This window comes from Streptosporangium sp. NPDC049644, assembly GCF_040675205.1.
Taxonomy (GTDB): domain Bacteria; phylum Actinomycetota; class Actinomycetes; order Streptosporangiales; family Streptosporangiaceae; genus Streptosporangium; species Streptosporangium fukuiense.
In genome coordinates, this window is record NZ_JBFAOJ010000050.1 from 38,170 (window position 1) to 56,382 (window position 18,213).

Genomic DNA, 18,213 nt, shown 5'->3' on the forward strand with positions numbered 1-18,213 from the left:
CCGGATGCGGAATCCGCCTCGGCTCCTAGCGGGCTCCGGCCAGGAGCTTCTCGGTGGCGACAAGGCGCACGCAGGTGGTCAGGCCCAGGATGGCCGACTCCAGTTCCTCCGGCTCGGGGTAGGTGGGGGCGATGCGGATGGTGCTGTCGCGGGGGTCGTTCCCGTACGGGTGGGTGGCGCCCGCGGGGGTCAGCGCGATGCCCGCCTCACCGGCCCGCCTCACCACCTCGCGCGCGCAGCCCTCCAGCACGTCCAGGCTGATGAAGTAGCCGCCCGAGGGGGTGGACCAGGTCGCCAGGCCGGTGCCGCCCAGTTCCTTGGCGAGGATCGCCTCGACCACGTCGAACTTCGGCCGGAGCAGTTCCCGGTGCCGGCGCATGTGCTCGGCCAGGCCGTCGGCGTCGCGGAGGAACTCCACGTGACGGAGGTGGTTGATCTTGTCAGGGCCGATGGTGCGCTTGGCGGTGTGTCCGAGCAGCCAGGCCACGTTGGCCGGGGAGGAGCCGAAGAAGGAGACGCCGGAACCGGCGAAGGTGACCTTCGAGGTGGAGCCGAAGACGAAGACGCGGTCGGGGTTGCCGCTCTCCGCGCACAGCGCCAGGATGTCGGCGATCTCCGCCGGGGTGTCGGTGAGGTGGTGCACGGCGTAGGCGTTGTCCCAGAAGATCCGGAAGTCCGGGGCCGCGGCCGGCATGGCGGCCAGCCGCCGCACCGTCTCGTCGCCGTAGGAGACGCCGCTGGGGTTGCTGTACTTGGGCACACACCAGATGCCCTTGACCTGGGGGTCTTCCCGCACGAGACGCTCCACGACGTCCATGTCCGGCCCCTCGGCGTTCATCGGCACACCGATCAGCTCGATGCCGAACCGCTCGCACAGGGCGAAGTGGCGGTCGTAACCGGGAACCGGGCACAGGAACGCGACCCGCGGCTCGTCGGCCCAGCGGCGCTCGGCACCGGGCAGCCTGCCGAGCAGGGCGTGCACTATCGAGTCGTGCATCAGCGAGAGGCTGGAGTTGTCCGCGGCGACGAGCTGGGCGGCGGGCACCTGCAGGGGTCCGCTGAAGATCTCCCGGAGCTCTGCCAGGCCCTGGAGGCCGCCGTAGTTCCGGCAGTCGGTGCCGTCCGCGGCGGTGTGGCCGCCGGGCAGGTCCAGCAGGGCCTCGGAGAGGTCGAGCTGGCGCGCCGACGGCTTGCCGCGCGTGAGGTCGAGGGAGAGACCGCGCCGCACCAGTGCGTCGTAGTCCCACTGGGCGGCGTCCCGCTGGGCGGTCAGCTCGTCGATGGTCAGTGCCGAGAGTGCCGGAGAGGTCACGGGAGTGTTCCTTCGCCTGCTGGTCGGGATCGGCTCCAGAGGCGGCCGGCGACCGACTGGGAAGACGGTGAAGGGACGGCTCCGAAGGTGACCGGTGTCGGTTCCAAAGGATAGAAGATCTCACCGCGCGACCGCTTCCGACCGGTCCACCGGAGGTCACCGGCACTGGGCGAGCATGACCCTCTTGTCGGCACGGGTGACCGGCAGGTGGTACTTCAGGGCCACCTGGGCGAAACGGACCACATAGGCGCAGCGGACCCCGCGCCTGGGGGGAAGCCAGGAGGCCGGTCCCGATCCGCCCTTGGCCTCGTTGGCGTCGCCGTACACCGGAAGGAGGTTGAGCGGGTCGTTGGCGATGCGCATCCGCTTGGACCGCGACCAGCGGGAGGCCCCCATCCGCCACTCGTAGGAGAGCGGGACCACGTGGTCGACCTGGATCTCGTCGGAGCGCTTCTTGCTCCAGTGCACGGTCCGGCCGGTGTAGGGATCGCGCAGCCGCATGGAGACGACCACGCAGCCGGATCCGCGACGGTAGCGCACCTCCTCGCCGTCGCGGGCCAGCAGGTCGTCGCGGGTACGGCAGCCGTTGCGCGCGTACGGCACGCCACTGGCGGTGTCGGCCCAGTTCGCACCGAACCTGGCCCGGCTGTAACCGGCCTTCGACCCCATCCGCCCGACCCGGAGCCCGCTGATCAACCTGACCGCGGCGCTCCGGTCTCCGGCCGACCTGACGGGTGCCAGCCCGGGTCGCAGACCGTCCGGGTTGTCCAGTGGCACGACCCTCGCCGGCGCGGCCCTCGCACGCGTGTCGTCGTGCGTCGACAGTGAGAAGAGCATCGCGGCGCCCAGCACCACGGCGACCACCCCCCGCGCGCCCACCCGTACCTCCAGAAGGGTCTACCGGCCCGTTCTTGACCGATTCCCGGGAATCGGTTGGTTGACACGGGAGTGTCCGCGGGTTGAGACCCGGCCGGTCAGGGCTGGAAGCGGTAGCCCATGCCCGGCTCGGTGAGCAGATGGACCGGGTGTGCGGGATCGCGCTCCAGTTTCTTGCGCATCTGGGCCATGTACTGACGCAGGTAGTTGGTCTCCTTGTGGTAGGAGGAGCCCCAGACGTCGTTCAGCAGGCGGCGCTGGGTAATGAGCTTGCCGGGGTTGCGGACCAGTATCTCCAGCAGGCGCCACTCGGTGGGGGTCAGCCGCACGCCACCCGAGACGGTCCTGCCCGCCAGGTCCACCTCGTGCTCACCGATCACGCACCGGGCCGGCTCCTCCTCGGGAACCGAGACGCGGCGCGACACCGCGCGGATCCGGGCGAGCAGCTCGTCGACGCCGAACGGCTTGGTGACGTAGTCGTCCGCGCCCGCGTCCAGGGCCTCCACCTTGTCACGGCCCTCGGCCCGGCCGGACAGCACGATGATCGGGACGGCGGTCCAGCCGCGCAACCCGTGGATGACGTCCACCCCGTCCATGTCGGGCAGGCCGAGGTCGAGCACCACCAGGTCGGGGTGCCAATCCGCGGCCTGGCGCAGGGCGGCGGCGCCGTCGGCGGCCACGGCCACCTCGTACCGGCGGGCGACCAGGTTGATCCTCAGCGCCCGCAGGAGCTGGGGCTCGTCATCGACGACGAGGATGCGCGTCACGGGTCCTCCACGGTTGCGGGCACAGCCGGGGAGAGGCACAGCGCGGACTCCGGCGGCCGATCCCCTCCCCGAAGCCAGGTTACGGCCGGCCAAATATCCGGAGTGGGCACGGGGTCCGGCCGGATCAGAGCCAGTTACGCTTCTGGAACGCCCGGTAGAGCAGGATGGTGCCCACGACGATCAGGGCCGTGGACACCCAGAACCCGATCGGCTGCCCGAAGCCGGGGTAGGGCACGTTCTGCCCGTAGAAGCCGGTGATCATCGTAGGTACCGCGATGATGGCCGCCCAGCTCGTGATCTTCTTCATGATGTCGTTGAGCCGGAATCCCTGCTGGTTCACCTGGGCCTCGCGGATGTTGCCCACCAGATCCCGCAGCGACTCGCTCCACTCCGCGGTGCGCAGCGTGTGGTCGTAGACGTCCTGGTAGTACGGGGTCAGCCCACGGTCCATGATGTCCTCGCCCCTGCGCAGCAGGCTGCCCACGACCTCGCGCGTCGGCACCGCCAGCCGCCGGAGGCGCACCAGCTTCTTGTGCATGTCGAAGGTCCGGCGCTGGACGTGCTGCATGTCCCGGGAGTTGTTCTGGAAGAGGTCGTCCTCCAGTTCCTCGACCCGGTCGTCCACCACCTGGAGGACCTCGAAGTGGCCGTCCACGATGTGGTCGAGCAGGGCGTGCAGCAGATACGGTGCCCCGAACTTGGCCATGTCGGCGTTGGCGTCCCAGCGCCTGATCACCTCGTCGATGTCGAACTCGGAACTCTCCCTCACGGTGACCAGGGCGTTCCTGGTCATGAAGATCGAGATCTCGATGAAGTCGAGCTCATCCTCCGCGAGCCTCGTCGCGTAGACGGTGATGAACAGGTGGCTGTCGTAGGTGTCGAGCTTGGGGCGCTGCTGACTGTGGATCGCGTCCTCGACGGCAAGGGGGTGGAGGCCCAACTCCTCGCTGATCTTCGCCAGGTCCGCCTGCGTGGGCGAGCAGAGGTCGAACCAGACGACGGCCGAGGTGTCTCCCACATGCTCGGAGACGTCGTCGATGGGAAAACCCTCGGCTTCCAGAACCCCGTTGCGGTACAGGCGGGTACGGTCCATGGGCGCCCACCCTAGACCTGTGGTGACGGACCTGGAATCCCCGTCGGATCCACATCTTCGGACCTCGTGCCCGGCCGGGTGAATCGGATCACCCTGTGGCGACGACGCCGGGGCGTCCTCCGGCGGACCGGCCGCCGCATTCCCCGGCGGCCACGGGGATTCGAATGAATAATCCCGCCCACCCGGGGCAGCAGTGCATACCACAACAGCCGAAGCCTGAGGTGAGGTCACATGATAGTGCTGGGACTTCTCTTGATCGTACTCGCGGGTGCGACCGTGATCGCGGTCTCCTGGGACGAGACCGCAGCATCGACCACCACCGCGACGTTCACCATGTTCGACCGCGTGATCCAGCTCACCCAGCTGGAGCTCTTCTTCGCGGGTGTGGCCACCGGAGCGGTTCTCCTGCTCGGCCTGGGAATCATGTTCGCCGGGATGCGGCGCTCGTCCGCGCACCGGCGCAGGCTCCGTGCCTCGCGCGCGGAGGCTCGTGACCGTGTCACCCGCCTGGAGGAGGAGAAGCGGGAACTGGAGCGCAAGCTCGAAGCGACCCCCGCCGCTTCCAAGACTCCCCCGGCTCCCGCCACTCCCACGGCTCCTGCGACTCCCGTGGTCGACCGTGACCGTGACGGCGTCGACGACCGCGCCGAGGACACCGCGCCCCATCCCCGGGTCGAGGTGCCCCGCCAGCCCTCCACCGACCAGCTCGTGGCCGGTCGCCACGGGCGCTCGGACCACCGCTAGTCACGTCTCGCCTCAGCCGGGGCGGCCCGCGGGCCGCTTCGGCTGAGGCGTGTCCGGACCGCCGTCGCCACCGCCGACGTTCGCCATGGCCGCGGCCGGCGGGGTTCGGGTGGACCTCCCGCGGCGGTGCAGCAGCGTCATGAGCCCGCCGGCCACGAGTCCCCAGAAGGCGGCGCCGATCCCCAGGAGCGTCAGCCCCGAGGCGGTGACCACGAAGGTGACGATCGCGGCCTCCCTGCCCCCGGGGTCGGCGACCGCGGAGGTGACGGCCGAGGCGAACGCGCCGAGCAGGGCGAGACCGGCGACGGCCTCGATGAGCGACGACGGAGAGAGCAGGGCGAGCGCCGTGGCCGGCCCCGAGCCGATCCCGAGGAGGATCATCGAGGCGCCCGCGCTGACCGAGGCGATCCACCGGCGGGCCGGGTCGGGGTCACCGTCGGGCCCGGCGGCCAGGGCGGCGCTGATCGCCGCCAGGTTCACCGCGTGACCGCCCAGTGGAGCGCCCAGTGTGCTCGCCAGACCGGTGGAGACGAGGATCCCCCGCAGCGGGGGACGGTAGCCGTACCCGGCGAGGACCGCCATGCCCGGCACGTTCTGCGAGGCCATGGTGACCAGGAAAAGCGGGAGCGCGATGCTGACCAGCGCCTGGGCGTTCCAGGACGGGACGGTCACCTCCACTACCGGCCGCACGTCCATCGCCCCCGGCCACGCCCCGGTCAGGGCGATCGCCGTGACGGCGACGAGGAGGGCCACCGGGGTCGCCCATCCTCGGGCGAACCTGCTCAGCAACGCCCAGGCGAGAACGGCGGGGCCGGCCATCAGCGGTACCTCGGCGAGCGCCCTGACCGGCGCCACGCACAGGTCGAGCAGGACCCCGGCGAGCATGGCACCGGCGATCGGGGTGGGGATGGACGCGACCCATCGGCCCAGGACGGGGAAGAGCCCGGCCGCGGTGAGGAGGAGCCCCGAGACCGCGAACGCGCCGACCGCGACGGGGAACCCGCCCTCCACGGTGCCGGTCGCGACCAGTAGCGCCGCCCCGGGCGTGGACCAGGCGATGACGATCGGGACCCGCCGCCGCACTCCCAGCCAGACGGCCAGCACGCCGCCGGCCACGCAGAGCGCGAGCAGCCCTGACGCCGCCTGTCGCTGGTCGGCGCCCACCGCCCTGAGCCCGGCCAGGACCACGGCGAAGGAACTGGCGAAACCGACCACCGCAGTCACCACCCCGGCCAGCACGGGTTGAAGCAGGCGTGTCATCTGTCGGTCCTCACACGAGGGGGCGTCGATCGTTCCGTAAACGGAACAGATCCGGTGCTGCACGATAGCCCCATGAACTCCGAAGCACAACGTCCCCGCCCCGCCGTGGACGGTGACATGGCCGACATCGGGCGGCGGATCCGCCGACTGCGCGAAGAGCGCGGCATCTCCCTGTCCGCCCTCGCCCGCGACGCCGGTGTCGGCAAGGCCACGCTCTCCGGCCTGGAGAACGGCACCCGCAACCCCACGCTGGAAACCCTCTGGGCGATCACCGCCGAGCTCGGCGTCCCCATCACCGCGGCCTTCGCCGCCTCGACGCCGGAGGGCCCGGCCACCGTCCCCGGCGGGAGCGACCACCGGGTCTTCCACGGGACCGCGACGGAGGGGACACTGCTCCAGGTCTTCGAGGACGCGGAGGTCACCTACGAGCTCTACCGGCTGGTGATCCGCGCGGGATCGCCACAGGTCTCGCCCGCGCACCACGAGGGCGTCACCGAGCACCTGACCGTCTTCGCCGGCACGCTCAGCGCGGGACCGGCCGACGCCCCCCTGCGGGCCGGTCCCGGCGAGCACATCTCCTGGCACTCGGACGTTCCGCACAGCTACGCCGCCCTCGGCGACCAGGACGTCCAGGCCGGCCTGCTCATCCGCTACCCGCGCCGCTGATCCCGCGGCCCGCGCGGCCTCCGCCGACGTTCGGCGACCCACTCAAATCCGTAAAATTCCCAAAAAGTAATATTTGCCGTATGACACCACGGTCCACCGCGATTCTCATCTGGGCCGTGGGTGTACTGGCCTACGTCATCGCCGTGTTCCACCGGCAGTCACTGGGCGTGGCGGGCATCGAGGCGGCGGCGAGGCTCGACGTCGGCGCGGCGGGGCTCTCGGTGCTGGCCATGTGCCAGCTGCTGGTCTACGCGAGCATGCAGGTGCCCGTCGGGATGCTGGTCGACCGGCTCGGTTCCAAGCGCATGCTGGTTCTGGGGGCCATGGTGATGGCCTGCGGCGAACTCGTCTTCGCCCTGGCCGAAGGACTGCTGCCGGGGGTCACCGGGCGGACGTTGATCGGCTGCGGGGACGCGATGACGTTCATCAGCGTGATCCGGCTGGTCGGCCTCTCCTTCCCGGCCCACCGCAACCCGCTGATGGTCCAGCTCACCGGCCTGATCGGCCAGCTCGGCGCGATCGCCTCCGCGGTGCCCCTCATCCACTCCCTGCACACCTACGGCTGGACGCCGACCTTCATGGGCGCCGCCGCGCTGGGCGTGCTCTCCGCGTTCCTGCTGGTCACGGTGGTGCGCGATGCCCGCCCCGAGCGCACCGGGGAGTCGCCGGGCCTGAAGGCCGCCTGGGCCGAGCCCGGCACCCGGCTGGGCATGTGGACCCACGCGGCCACCCAGTGCTCGGCCGCGGCCTTCCTGATGCTGTGGGGATATCCCTTCCTGGTCCAGGGCCAGGGGCTGTCCCCCTCGACGGCGGGTGTGCTGCTGTCCACGCTGACCCTGTGCGGCATGGTGTGCGGACCGCTGCTCGGCTACCTCGCCGGGCGGTTCCCCTTCCACCGCTCCCGGATGGTGCTCGTCGTGATCGGCACCACCGCCGGGGCGTGGACCGCCGTACTGGTCTGGCCGGGGCGGGCACCGCTCTGGCTGCTGGTGGCGCTGGTGGTGGTGCTGGCGGCCAACGGCCCCGGGTCGATGATCGGCTTCGACTACGCCAGGACCTTCAACCCGGCCACCCGGATCGGCGTGGCCACCGGCATAGTGAACGGCGGCGGCTTCGTCGCGTCCGTGTCGGTGATCGTTTTGATCGGCGTCACCCTCGACCTGGTGGGCGGGAGCGGCCCGGAGGCCTTCCGATGGGCGTTCGCCACGCAGTATCCGATCTGGGCCCTGGGTGCCGTCCAGGTCATCCGCTACCGGGGCAAGGCGCGCCGCCTGCTCTCCGCCGCCCAGGCGAGCGCGTAGGGCCGGTTGTCTCCCGTCAGACGATCCGGGTGAAGGGCTCGGCGAAGTGGGCCGTGCCGATCATTCCCCGCTCCGCCCTGACCCGGTCGAGCAGCTCCACCCGGGTGGCCGCGGCCAGCTCGGGGTCGTCGTCGTAGAGGTAGGTCACCCGCGGGTTCTCCAGTTGCACCGGATGCAGCACCAGGTCGCCGGTCAGCAGCAGATCACCGAGCTGGACGACCTGATGGCCGGGGGTGTGCCCCGGCGCGAGCAGCACCCGGACGCCCGGCAGCACCTCCGCGCCGCCGGCCACGGCCTGCACCTGTTCGCCCAGCGGCCGGACGACGTGGTCCAGGACCGTCTCGGCCGCCGCGTCGATCTCCGCGCGCTGCAGGACGTACCGGGCGTTGGGGAAGGCCGGTGCCCCCGCGAGCACCGCTCCGCTCGCGTGGTCGCTGTGCAGGTGCGTGATGACCACGGCCTCCACCTCCTCGGGGGCCGTCCCCACCCGGGCCAGCTCCGCGCCCAGCGCGCCGGGCACCGGCGCCCAGCTCGACGCGGGCGAGTCGCTGGGGCCGATGCCCGTGTCGACGAGCACCGTACGGCCCGCCGCGTCGCGCAGCAGGTAGCAGTGGAAGTGCAGGATCCACTCGTCCGGCTCACCGTGGCAGCCACCGGGGAACATCTCCCGCATCGGGCGCCGGATCGAGTCGCCCATCGGCCCCACCGCGTCACACAGCGGGAACACCTCGACCCCGGCCACCGTTGTCGGCCGATGAACCATTCGCCCTCCTGTTCGATTGAGTGGTACCCGCCCTCGTCATGAGGGGACACCGCTCGCATCATAGGAACATTTCATGACAATTCAGCTGCGGCGGAACGCGAGATGATGGAGCGATGCTGGACGATGTCGTCGAACACCTCGCCTGCCCGGTCTGCGGAGGCGCCCTGGCCCTTCACGACCGGGTCCTCGGGTGCGCCCTGGGGCACGGCTTCGACGTGGCCAGGCAGGGATACGTCAGCCTGCTGACCGGGTCACGGGTGCCCGGGACGGCCGACAGCGCGGCCATGGTGGCGGCCAGGGACACCTTCCTCGGCGCCGGTCACTACACCCCCCTTGCCGAAGCGATCGCCGGCGCCTGCCCTGCCGGCGCGAAGGCGGTGGCGGACGCCGGAGCCGGGACGGGCCACTACCTGGCGCGGGTGCTCGGCGAGCTGCCGGGGGCCGTCGGAGTGGCGCTGGACGTCTCCAAGCACGCGATCAGGCGGGCCGCGCGGGCGCACCCCCGGCTGGGGGCGGTGGTGGCCGACGTCTGGAGACCACTGCCGCTGAGAGATGGCACCATAGATGTGCTTCTGAATGTGTTTGCCCCAAGAAACGGGACAGAGTTCGCCCGAGTGCTCAGGGGTGACGGTGAGCTTGTCGTCGTCACACCCACCTCGCGGCACCTCGTACCACTGGTGGAGCGGCTGGGACTTCTGTCGGTGGACGAATCGAAGGAGCGACGGATGGCGGAGAGCCTGAGCGAACACTTCGTCGAGACCGACCGGAGCATCCATGAGTTCGAGATGACCCTGGGGCATGACGCGGTCGAGGCGGTCGTGGGAATGGGGCCCAGCGCCTGGCACATGGATACGGAAGTTATGCGGAGAAAGATCCAAGGACTTCGTGAAATGAGCCCTGTGCAGGCTTCTTTCCGCATGTCTATCTTTAAGCACCGCTCCTGAGCAAGCCGTGCGCTTGACAGCCACCTTCGGGACGCCTGTTACTGATGTGACATTTAGTCCGAAATTCCCGGACATTACTCAAGCAATTACCCGATGAAGACGACATACTGGACCGCAATCCGGCGAGCCCGCGACTGAACGCGTGAAGCTGACGCCTTGACGGAGGGAAGCGCCCTATGAAGGCGGAGGAACGCTGGCAGGCCAGGTTCCGCGCGCCGCGCGCGACGCTGCCTGTGTGGGCGGTCCGGGCTCCCAGCCGGTCCGTCTACCGCAGTAACGCCTCGGGGGCGTGGGAGGTCTACGCCTGGGACCGCGCGGGCGGCTCGACCCGCCAGGTGACCTCACGTCCCAAGGGCACCTCACACGGCGCGCTCGACCCCACCGGGCAGTGGATCTGGTGGTTCGACGACACCGACGGCGACGAGTGGGGCCGGTGGATGCGCCAGCCCTTCTACGGTGGCCCCGACGAGCCGATCGACCTCGACCCCGGTTTCCCCTGCGGCCTCGGGCTCTCGGCGACCGGTGAGGCGGTCGTCGGCATGGCCAGGCCCGGCCGCAGCTTCACCATCCACCTCGTCAGGCCGGGTGAGCCCGCTCGGACGATCTACGAGCACGCCGAGGCCGCCTCCGTCTCCGCCGTCTCCCTGGACGGCTCACTGATCGCGATCAGCCACAGCGAGCACGGCGACGCCCGGCACCCCGCGCTGCGCGTGCTCCGGCGCCACGGCCAGGTCGTCGGCGACCTGTACGACGGTCCCGGCAAGGCGGTTTCCGGCCTGCGCTTCGCACCGCTGTCCGGAGATCGCAGGCTGCTCACCCTGCACGAGCGCAGGGGCCGCCGCGAACCCCTCGTCTGGGATCCCGAGACCGGCGACCAGCGGGAGATCTGGTTGCGCGACCCGGGGGAGATCACCGCCGACTGGTACGGCGACGGCCGTTCGCTGCTCGTCGTGCGGGGTCACCGCGGCCGCACCCACCTGAGCCGCTACGACCTTCCCGGGGGCGGCTTCTTCCCGATCGAGACCCAGCACGGCGTGATCGACGCCGCCGCGCCCCGCCCCGACGGCTCCGTCGAGTACGCCTGGTCCAGCGGGGCACACCCACCGCTGATCCGGTCGACCAACGGCCACATGGTGATGAGCCACGGCGGCCCCACCTCGCCACCGTCGGTCCCGGTCGAGGACGTGGACGTGGAGGGACCCGGCGGCCGCATCCACGCCCTGGTCTCGCGCCCCGAGCGCGGCTCCGGCCCCTTCCCCACCGTCTTCCTGCTGCACGGCGGACCCACCTCGCAGGACGACGACTCCTTCGTGCCGCAGGTGGCCGCCTGGGTGGACCTCGGCTTCGCGGTGGTAAGGGTCAACTACCGGGGCTCCACCGGGTACGGCTCGAACTGGCGGAACGCCCTCAGCGGCGACGTCGGGCACATCGAGCTGGCCGACGTGACCGCCGTCAGGGACACCCTGGTCGACCGCGGCGTCTGCGACCCCGACCGGCTGGTGCTGTCCGGCGCCTCCTGGGGCGGCTACCTCACGCTGCTCGGCCTGGGCACCCAGCCCAAGATGTGGGCGGCGGGCATCGCCACGGTGCCGATCGCCGACCACTCGGCCGCCTACGCGGAGGAGGCGGAGGCGCTGCGCTCCTACCACCGCGCGTTGCTCGGCGGCTCACCGGAGGAACAGCCCGAGCGATACGCGGGCAGTTCCCCGATCACCTACGTCGACCAGGTCGAGGCGCCGCTGCTGATCCTCGCCGGAGAGAACGATCCGCGCTGCCCGATCGGGCAGATCGAGGCGTACGTGGCCAGGCTCGCCGGGCGCGGCCACGAGCACGAGGTCTACCGGTACGACGCGGGCCACGGCTCACTGGTCGTCTCCGAGCGCATCGCGCAGATGTCGGCGCAGCTGGACTTCGCCCGCAGACACGTGAAGACCGACGTCTAGCCCCTGCCCGGCGGGTCCCGCCGTGGCGCGGATCCAGTGGCGAGGGCCCTGTCAGCGTGCTCGCAGCACCACGATCGCCATGTCGTCGGCGCTCGGCTCGGGGGCGAAGTCCTGGACGGCGCGGCGGATCCGCTCGGCGACCGCCCGCGCCGACAGGCCCACGCACTCGGCGAGCAGCTTGGCCAGACCCGCGTCGTCGTCGAGCAGCCGCCCGTCCCTGCGGCGCTCGGTGACCCCGTCGGTCACCGCGAGGAGCACGTCGCCGGGGTCGAGGTGGACGACCTCCGCCTTGAAGGTCGCCTCGGGGAAGACGCCGAGCAGCGACTGGGAGGTCACCACCGTCTCCACGACGCCGCTGGGCCGCAACCGCAGCGCCTCCGGGTGGCCGGCGGAGACCATCGACACGTTCAGACCGCTCGGCCCGGGCGTGATCTCCCCGTGCAGCAGCGTCAGGAACCGGGCACGGTCGCCCTCCTCGAGGATGGCCTGGTTGAGGCGGTCGAGGACGGCGGCCACACCGTACCCCTCCCGGGCGAGCAGGCGCAGGGTGTGGCGGGCCAGGCCGGTGACCGCGGCGGCCTCCGGGCCGGTCCCGCAGACGTCGCCCACCGCGAACCGCCAGGATTTGCCGCCGGCCGCGAACAGGTCGTAGAAGTCGCCGCCGACCTCGTTGGTCTCCCCTGCGGGCTCGTAGACCACCGCGGGATCGAGGCCGGGGATCTCGCCGGGCTCGTCGGGAGGGAGCAGGCTGCGCTGGAGCGCCCGGTTGGCCGCCGCCTGAGTGGCGTACAGCAGGGCGTTGTCCAGGGCGAGGGCGGCGCGGCGGCCGATGTCCTCGGCGTACTGGAGCACGTCCTCGGTGAACCGGTCGGGGCGTCCAAGGCACATCGCGCCCAGCGTGCGCCCACGTGCGAGAAGCGGGATGACCAGCACCTGCGAGTCGGCGAGCTGCATGGAACCACCGGCCTGCGGGATCTGGACGGCGGCGAGTTCCTCCCGGAGCTCGTCGATGCGCCGCTCATCGGTGTGCCAGAGGTAGGCTGGACGCTGCGGGCCGCCGCCGTTGCTCCATGTGTAGACGGCGCACCAGGTGGCCAGCCTCGGCACCACGATCTGCGAGATGATCGCGGGCACCATGTCGGGATCGAGGGTGCCCGCCAGCAGGTCGCTGGCGTCGGCGAGAAAACCCATCCAGATCGGCCCGCGGCTGGGCTCCTCGGCGGTCCACTCCGAGGACGGCCGCCCGGAGGAACCGGGCAGCCGGAGCCTGGCCCAGTGCGTGCGCTGCTGACCGGCGAAGGTGACACCCCACTCCTCCACCGGTACGGACGGGGCGGAGGGGCTCGGTTCGGGGGCCCATTGCTGGCGTACCTCGATCTGCAGCCCGTCGCCCAGGTGGTTCCAGACGACCTCGAAGGGGGCGTCTCCCACCTGCGAGGAAAGCTCGGCCGCCAGCCGCTCGGCGGCCGCGAGCACGGAGACGGCCGCCCAGGCGGTCATCACCTCCACGGTGAACCGCCTGACGGCGGGGACAGCCGTGTGTCCCGGGGTGAAAGTCGCCGCCAGAACGGCGCGAGGAGCACTGGTCACTATTCCGTGACTACCACACTTCTCGTTGACATGGGGTGAATCGAAGGTGGGACTACACATTGCGCACCGTGACAGACTGGGGTGACTCACGGCTGCGCCCCCGGGAGTCAAGGAGGTCATATGACCACGGTCAACACCGTGCCCGACGTCGAGGAGCGACGTTACAGCGAATCGGACCTACGACCGATCCTGCAGACACTCATCACCTGGCGCGACGGCGATTTCCGCCGCCGGGTGCCGCACGCCCCGCCGGGAATCCTCAGCGAGATCCGGCTGCTGCTCAACGAGGTGGCCGACCGCCGCGAGCATCTGGCCAACGAACTGCACAGGGTCCGCCGTGAGGTGGTGAAGGAGGGCCGCTTCGCCGAGCGTCTCACCCCGGGTCCCGGAGTCGGCTCGTGGGCCGAGAGCGTCGATTCGGTCAACTCGCTGATCGACGCGCTCGTCGGCCCGGTCAGCGGAGCGGCGGACGTGATCGACGCGGTGGCCAAGGGCGACCTGTCCCGCCGGATCGACCTCGACCGCGCTGCCAGAGGTGAGGTGCGCCGCCTCGGCAAGGCGATCAACGGCATGGTCGACCAGCTGTCGCTGTTCACCTCCGAGGTCACCCGCGTCGCCCGCGAGGTCGGCACCGAGGGCCAGCTCGGCGGCCAGGCGCAGGTGCGCGGGATGGCGGGGAGCTGGCGCGACCTCACCGAGGCCGTCAACACCATGTCCAGCCGCGTCTCGGCGCAGGTCCGCGACATCGCGGCGGTGACCACCGGAGTCGCACGGGGCGACCTTAGCCGCAAGGTCACCGTCGACGCGGTCGGCGAGATGTTCGAGCTGAAGAACACCGTCAACACCATGGTCGACCAGCTGCTGGCGTTCGCCGAGGAGGTCACCCGCGTCGCCCGCGAGGTCGGCACCGAGGGCCAGCTCGGCGGCCAGGCGCAGGTGCGCGGCGTCTCCGGCGTCTGGAAGGACCTCACCGACAATGTCAACGTGATGGCGGGAAACCTGACCACCCAGGTCCGGGCGATCGCCGCGGTGTCCACGGCGGTGGCCCAGGGCGACCTGTCCAAGAAGATCACCGCGGACGCCCAGGGGGAGATCCTCCAACTCAAGGACACCCTCAACACCATGGTCGACCAGCTGTCGATGTTCGCCGACGAGGTCACCCGCGTCGCCCGCGAGGTCGGCACCGAGGGCCAGCTCGGCGGCCAGGCCCGGGTCCGCGGCGTCTCCGGCGTCTGGAAGGACCTCACCGACAACGTCAACTCCATGGCCAACAACCTGACCTACCAGGTCCGCAACATCGCCGAGGTCACCACCGCCGTCGCCAACGGCGACCTGACCCGCAAGATCGACGTGAACGCCCAGGGCGAGATCCTCGCCCTGAAGACCACCATCAACACCATGGTCGACCAGCTCTCCTCCTTCGCCTCCGAGGTGAGCCGGGTCGCCCGCGAGGTCGGGTCGGAGGGCCAGCTCGGCGGCCAGGCGCAGGTGCCCGGTGTCTCCGGCACCTGGAAGGACCTCACCGACAACGTCAACGTGATGGCCAACAACCTGACCACCCAGGTGCGTCAGATCGCCGCGGTGTCCACGGCGGTGGCCCAGGGCAACCTGTCCAAGAAGATCACCGCGGACGCCCAGGGGGAGATCCTCCAACTCAAGGACACCCTCAACACCATGGTCGACCAGCTGTCGATGTTCGCCGACGAGGTCACCCGCGTCGCCCGCGAGGTCGGCACCGAGGGCCAGCTCGGCGGCCAGGCCCGGGTCCGCGGCGTCTCCGGCGTCTGGAAGGACCTCACCGACAACGTCAACTCCATGGCCAACAACCTGACCTACCAGGTCCGCAACATCGCCGAGGTCACCACCGCCGTCGCGTCCGGCAACCTGACCCGCAAGATCGACGTGAACGCCCAGGGCGAGATCCTCGCCCTGAAGACCACCATCAACACCATGGTCGACCAGCTCTCCTCCTTCGCCTCCGAGGTCACCCGCGTCGCCCGCGAGGTCGGCTCCGAAGGCCAGCTCGGCGGCCAGGCCCGGGTCGAAGGCGCCGAGGGCATCTGGAAGCGCCTCACCGAGAACGTCAACGAACTCGCCGCGCGTCTCACCACCCAGGTGCGTGCCATCGCCGAGGTCACCACCGCCGTCGCCACCGGCGACCTGACCCGCTCCATCACCGTCGACGCCGAAGGCGAGATCGGCGAGCTGAAGGACAACATCAACATGATGGTGGCGGTGCTGCGCGACACCACCACCGCCAACCAGGAACAGGACTGGCTGAAGTCCAACCTGGCCAGGATCTCCCGCCTCATGCAGGGCCATCGCGACCTGATGGAGGTCGCCAAGCTCATCATGAGCGAGCTGACCCCGCTGGTGTCGGCCCACTACGGCGCCTTCTACCTCGCCGAACCCACCGGCGACCACGACCTGCACCTCATCGCCGGATACGGCGTACGCTCCGGCAGCGGCCCCCGGCAGCGGTTCGCCACCGGCGAGGGCATCGTGGGCCAGGCCGCGCTGGAGGGCAGGGGGATCATCCTCGGCAACGTGCCCGCCCGCTACCTGACCGTCGACAGCGGTCTCAGCACCTCCACGCCCGCACAGATCGTCGTGCTGCCGGTACTGTTCGAGACCCAGGTGCTCGGCGTGCTGGAGCTGGCCTCGTTCAGCGAGTTCAGCGAGATCCACCACGACTTCCTGAACCAGCTCGTCGAGACCATCGGTGTCACGATGAACACGATCATCGCCAACTCCCGTACCGAGGACCTGCTGACCGAGTCGCAGCGTCTCACCACCGAGCTGCGGGAGCGTTCCGACGAGCTCCAGCGCCAGCAGGAGGAGCTGCGCCGCTCCAACGCCGAACTGGAGGACAAGGCGGCGCTGCTGGCCAAGCAGAACCGGGCCATCGAGATCCAGAACTTCCAGATCGAGCAGGCCCGGCGCACGCTGGAGGAGCGCGCCGAGCAGCTCGCGGTCTCCTCGCGCTACAAGTCCGAGTTCCTCGCCAACATGTCCCACGAGCTGCGCACCCCGCTGAACAGCCTCCTCGTGCTGGCCAAGCTGCTCACCGAGAACGCCGACGGCAACCTCACCGCCCAGCAGGTGGAGTTCGCCAGGACGATCCACGGCGCCGGGTCGGCCCTGCTCCAACTGATCAACGACATCCTCGACCTGTCGAAGGTCGAGGCGGGGCGGATGGACATCCATCCCCAGCAGATCTCCCTGCCCAAGCTCGTCGACTACTTCGAGGCCACCTTCGCCCCGCTGGCCCAGGACAAGGGCCTGTCGTTCACCGTCGAGGTCGACCCGTCGATACCGCAGGAACTCCGCACCGACGAGCAGCGCCTCCAGCAGGTGCTGCGCAACCTGCTCTCCAACGCGATCAAGTTCACCCCCAAGGGTGAGGTACGGCTGCGCGTGATCCACGCCGGTCGCTCCGTCGCCTTCGTGGACGACACCCTGCGCGGTGCCGACGGCATCCTGGCCTTCGAGGTGGTCGACACCGGCATCGGGATCGCGTCGGACAAGCTGGAGGTCATCTTCGAGGCGTTCCGCCAGGCCGACGGCACCACCAGCCGGAAGTACGGCGGGACGGGTCTGGGCCTGTCCATCTGCCGCGAGATCGCCCGCCTGCTCGGCGGCGAGATCCACGTGATCAGCAAGGTCGGCGAGGGCAGCACCTTCACCCTCTACCTGCCACCGTCCTACGGCGGCCCGCTGGCCTCACGTGACGGCGGGGCGAGCGCCCCCAGTTCCTCCCCCCGCAACCCGGCGCTCATCGGCGTGCTCGAAGGCTCCGACGACCTGCCGGAGCTGGCGCGGGGCGACGACATGCCCCTGCCGCACTTCCCCCCGCAGGGCGAGGGCAAGCCGTGGAAGGGCGAAGACCCGCTGACCGGGGCGAAGATCCTGATCGTGGACGACGACATCCGCAACGTGTTCGCACTGACCAGCGTGCTCGAACGCTACGGTTCCACGGTGATCTACGCGGAGAACGGCCGCGAGGGCATCGAGCAGTTGGAACGTAACGAGGACGTCGCCCTCGTCCTGATGGACATCATGATGCCGGAGATGGACGGCTGGGCCACCACCTCGGCGATCCGCCGGATGCCCCAGTTCGCGGACCTGCCGATCATCGCGCTGACCGCTAAGGTCATGCGAGGCGACCGGGAGAAGAGCATCGCATCCGGCGCCTCCGACTACGTGCCCAAGCCCGTAGACGTCGACCGCCTGCTGGAACGGCTACGCGGCTGGCTGACCAGGGGCAAGCCGACCGGTGACTCCGACGAAGGCGTGTGATCGATGCCTGACAGAGCCAAGATCCTCCTGGTGGACGACCGGGAGGAGAATCTGATCGCGCTGGAAGCCATCCTCAGCTCACTCGATCTGGTACCGGTCCGGGCGAAGTCCGGGGAGGAGGCGCTGAAAGCCCTGCTCGGCACGGAGTTCGCGCTGATCCTGCTCGATGTCCGGATGCCGGGCATGGACGGGTTCGAGACGGCGGCCCACATCAAGCGTCGCGAGCGCACCCGTAACATCCCGATCATCTTCCTCACCGTGGTCGACAGCGCGCCCGACTACGCCTTCCGCAGCTACGCGGCGGGCGCCGTCGACTACCTCACCAAGCCTTTCGACCCGTGGGTGCTCCGGGCCAAGGTCGCGGTGTTCGTGGAGCTCTACAACATGAACCGCAGGATGGCCGAGCAGGCCGCCATGCTCCGCGACCGCCTCTCCGCCGAGCTACCGCCCGGCGAGGCGGACGAGCAGGCGACCGTGCTGCCCGAGCTGTCCAAGCGCCTGACCGCGGTCGAGAACGAGCTCGCCCGGGTCACCGAGCTGGCGCGCAAGAACGGCTCCCCCGGCCTGGTAGGCCCGATATCCGACCTGACCAGCCGCCTCAGCCACCTGCGCGCCGGCTTCGACGCCCTCACCTGACCGGGCGGCGGAGCGCGAA

Annotated in this window: 14 protein-coding genes; 7 read left to right on the top strand and 7 right to left on the bottom strand. The window is 70.2% G+C overall.

All coding sequences use genetic code 11. The features are described 5' to 3' along the window. Positions 1 to 25: 25 nt before the first annotated feature. The 4 genes from AB0J58_RS25825 to AB0J58_RS25840 form a co-directional block, all read right to left on the bottom strand. Positions 26 to 1,312 (bottom strand): aminotransferase class I/II-fold pyridoxal phosphate-dependent enzyme, encoded by a 1,287-nt coding sequence (locus AB0J58_RS25825; RefSeq protein WP_364219863.1) that lies wholly within the window; start codon positions 1,310 to 1,312, stop codon positions 26 to 28. Between the two features lie 156 nt (positions 1,313 to 1,468). Beyond that, entirely contained in the window at positions 1,469 to 2,191 is a 723-nt protein-coding gene (locus AB0J58_RS25830; RefSeq protein ID WP_364219866.1) for an HNH endonuclease family protein, read from the bottom strand. Positions 2,192 to 2,286: 95 nt separating this feature from the next. Beyond that, positions 2,287 to 2,955, bottom strand: coding sequence for a response regulator (locus AB0J58_RS25835; protein ID WP_343961679.1), 669 nt, complete (start codon positions 2,953 to 2,955; stop codon positions 2,287 to 2,289). A 124-nt stretch (positions 2,956 to 3,079) separates the two neighbouring features. Next, a complete protein-coding gene (locus AB0J58_RS25840; RefSeq protein ID WP_364219869.1) occupies positions 3,080 to 4,048 on the bottom strand; it encodes a magnesium transporter CorA family protein in 969 nt (322 codons plus the stop codon). A 231-nt stretch (positions 4,049 to 4,279) separates the two neighbouring features. Between AB0J58_RS25840 and AB0J58_RS25845 the strand changes: the two genes are divergently transcribed. Beyond that, positions 4,280 to 4,792: a hypothetical protein gene (locus AB0J58_RS25845; protein WP_364219872.1), complete on the top strand. Its 513-nt coding sequence runs from the start codon at positions 4,280 to 4,282 to the stop codon at positions 4,790 to 4,792. Positions 4,793 to 4,804: 12 nt separating this feature from the next. Here AB0J58_RS25845 and AB0J58_RS25850 read toward each other — a convergent pair whose 3' ends face one another. Continuing rightward, positions 4,805 to 6,052 (bottom strand): benzoate/H(+) symporter BenE family transporter, encoded by a 1,248-nt coding sequence (locus AB0J58_RS25850; RefSeq protein WP_364219875.1) that lies wholly within the window; start codon positions 6,050 to 6,052, stop codon positions 4,805 to 4,807. 72 nt (positions 6,053 to 6,124) lie between these two features. Here AB0J58_RS25850 and AB0J58_RS25855 point away from each other — a divergent pair, with 72 nt between their 5' ends. Next, positions 6,125 to 6,718, top strand: coding sequence for an XRE family transcriptional regulator (locus AB0J58_RS25855; RefSeq protein WP_364219878.1), 594 nt, complete (start codon positions 6,125 to 6,127; stop codon positions 6,716 to 6,718). Positions 6,719 to 6,798: 80 nt separating this feature from the next. After that, positions 6,799 to 8,019 carry an MFS transporter gene (locus AB0J58_RS25860; protein ID WP_364219881.1) on the top strand — a complete coding sequence of 407 codons (1,221 nt, stop codon included), beginning with the start codon at positions 6,799 to 6,801 and terminating at the stop codon, positions 8,017 to 8,019. A 16-nt stretch (positions 8,020 to 8,035) separates the two neighbouring features. Here the strand turns inward: AB0J58_RS25860 and AB0J58_RS25865 are convergent, their stop codons facing one another. Then, positions 8,036 to 8,782: an MBL fold metallo-hydrolase gene (locus tag AB0J58_RS25865; RefSeq protein WP_364219884.1), complete on the bottom strand. Its 747-nt coding sequence runs from the start codon at positions 8,780 to 8,782 to the stop codon at positions 8,036 to 8,038. 113 nt (positions 8,783 to 8,895) lie between these two features. Between AB0J58_RS25865 and AB0J58_RS25870 the strand changes: the two genes are divergently transcribed. Both AB0J58_RS25870 and AB0J58_RS25875 read left to right on the top strand, forming a co-directional pair. Next, a complete protein-coding gene (locus tag AB0J58_RS25870) occupies positions 8,896 to 9,726 on the top strand; it encodes a putative RNA methyltransferase (RefSeq protein WP_364219887.1) in 831 nt (276 codons plus the stop codon). A 176-nt stretch (positions 9,727 to 9,902) separates the two neighbouring features. Beyond that, positions 9,903 to 11,669, top strand: coding sequence for a prolyl oligopeptidase family serine peptidase (locus AB0J58_RS25875; protein ID WP_364219890.1), 1,767 nt, complete (start codon positions 9,903 to 9,905; stop codon positions 11,667 to 11,669). Positions 11,670 to 11,720: 51 nt separating this feature from the next. Here the strand turns inward: AB0J58_RS25875 and AB0J58_RS25880 are convergent, their stop codons facing one another. Continuing rightward, the gene (locus AB0J58_RS25880) at positions 11,721 to 13,169 is read right to left on the bottom strand and encodes a PP2C family protein-serine/threonine phosphatase (RefSeq protein ID WP_343961659.1); all 1,449 of its coding nucleotides are present in this window, start codon (positions 13,167 to 13,169) and stop codon (positions 11,721 to 11,723) included. 210 nt (positions 13,170 to 13,379) lie between these two features. Between AB0J58_RS25880 and AB0J58_RS25885 the strand changes: the two genes are divergently transcribed. Further along, positions 13,380 to 17,558, top strand: coding sequence for a HAMP domain-containing protein (locus AB0J58_RS25885; RefSeq protein WP_364219893.1), 4,179 nt, complete (start codon positions 13,380 to 13,382; stop codon positions 17,556 to 17,558). A 3-nt stretch (positions 17,559 to 17,561) separates the two neighbouring features. Beyond that, complete coding sequence (locus tag AB0J58_RS25890) at positions 17,562 to 18,194, top strand: response regulator (RefSeq protein ID WP_343961657.1); 633 nt, start codon at positions 17,562 to 17,564, stop codon at positions 18,192 to 18,194. The last annotated feature ends 19 nt before the right edge of the window (positions 18,195 to 18,213 follow it).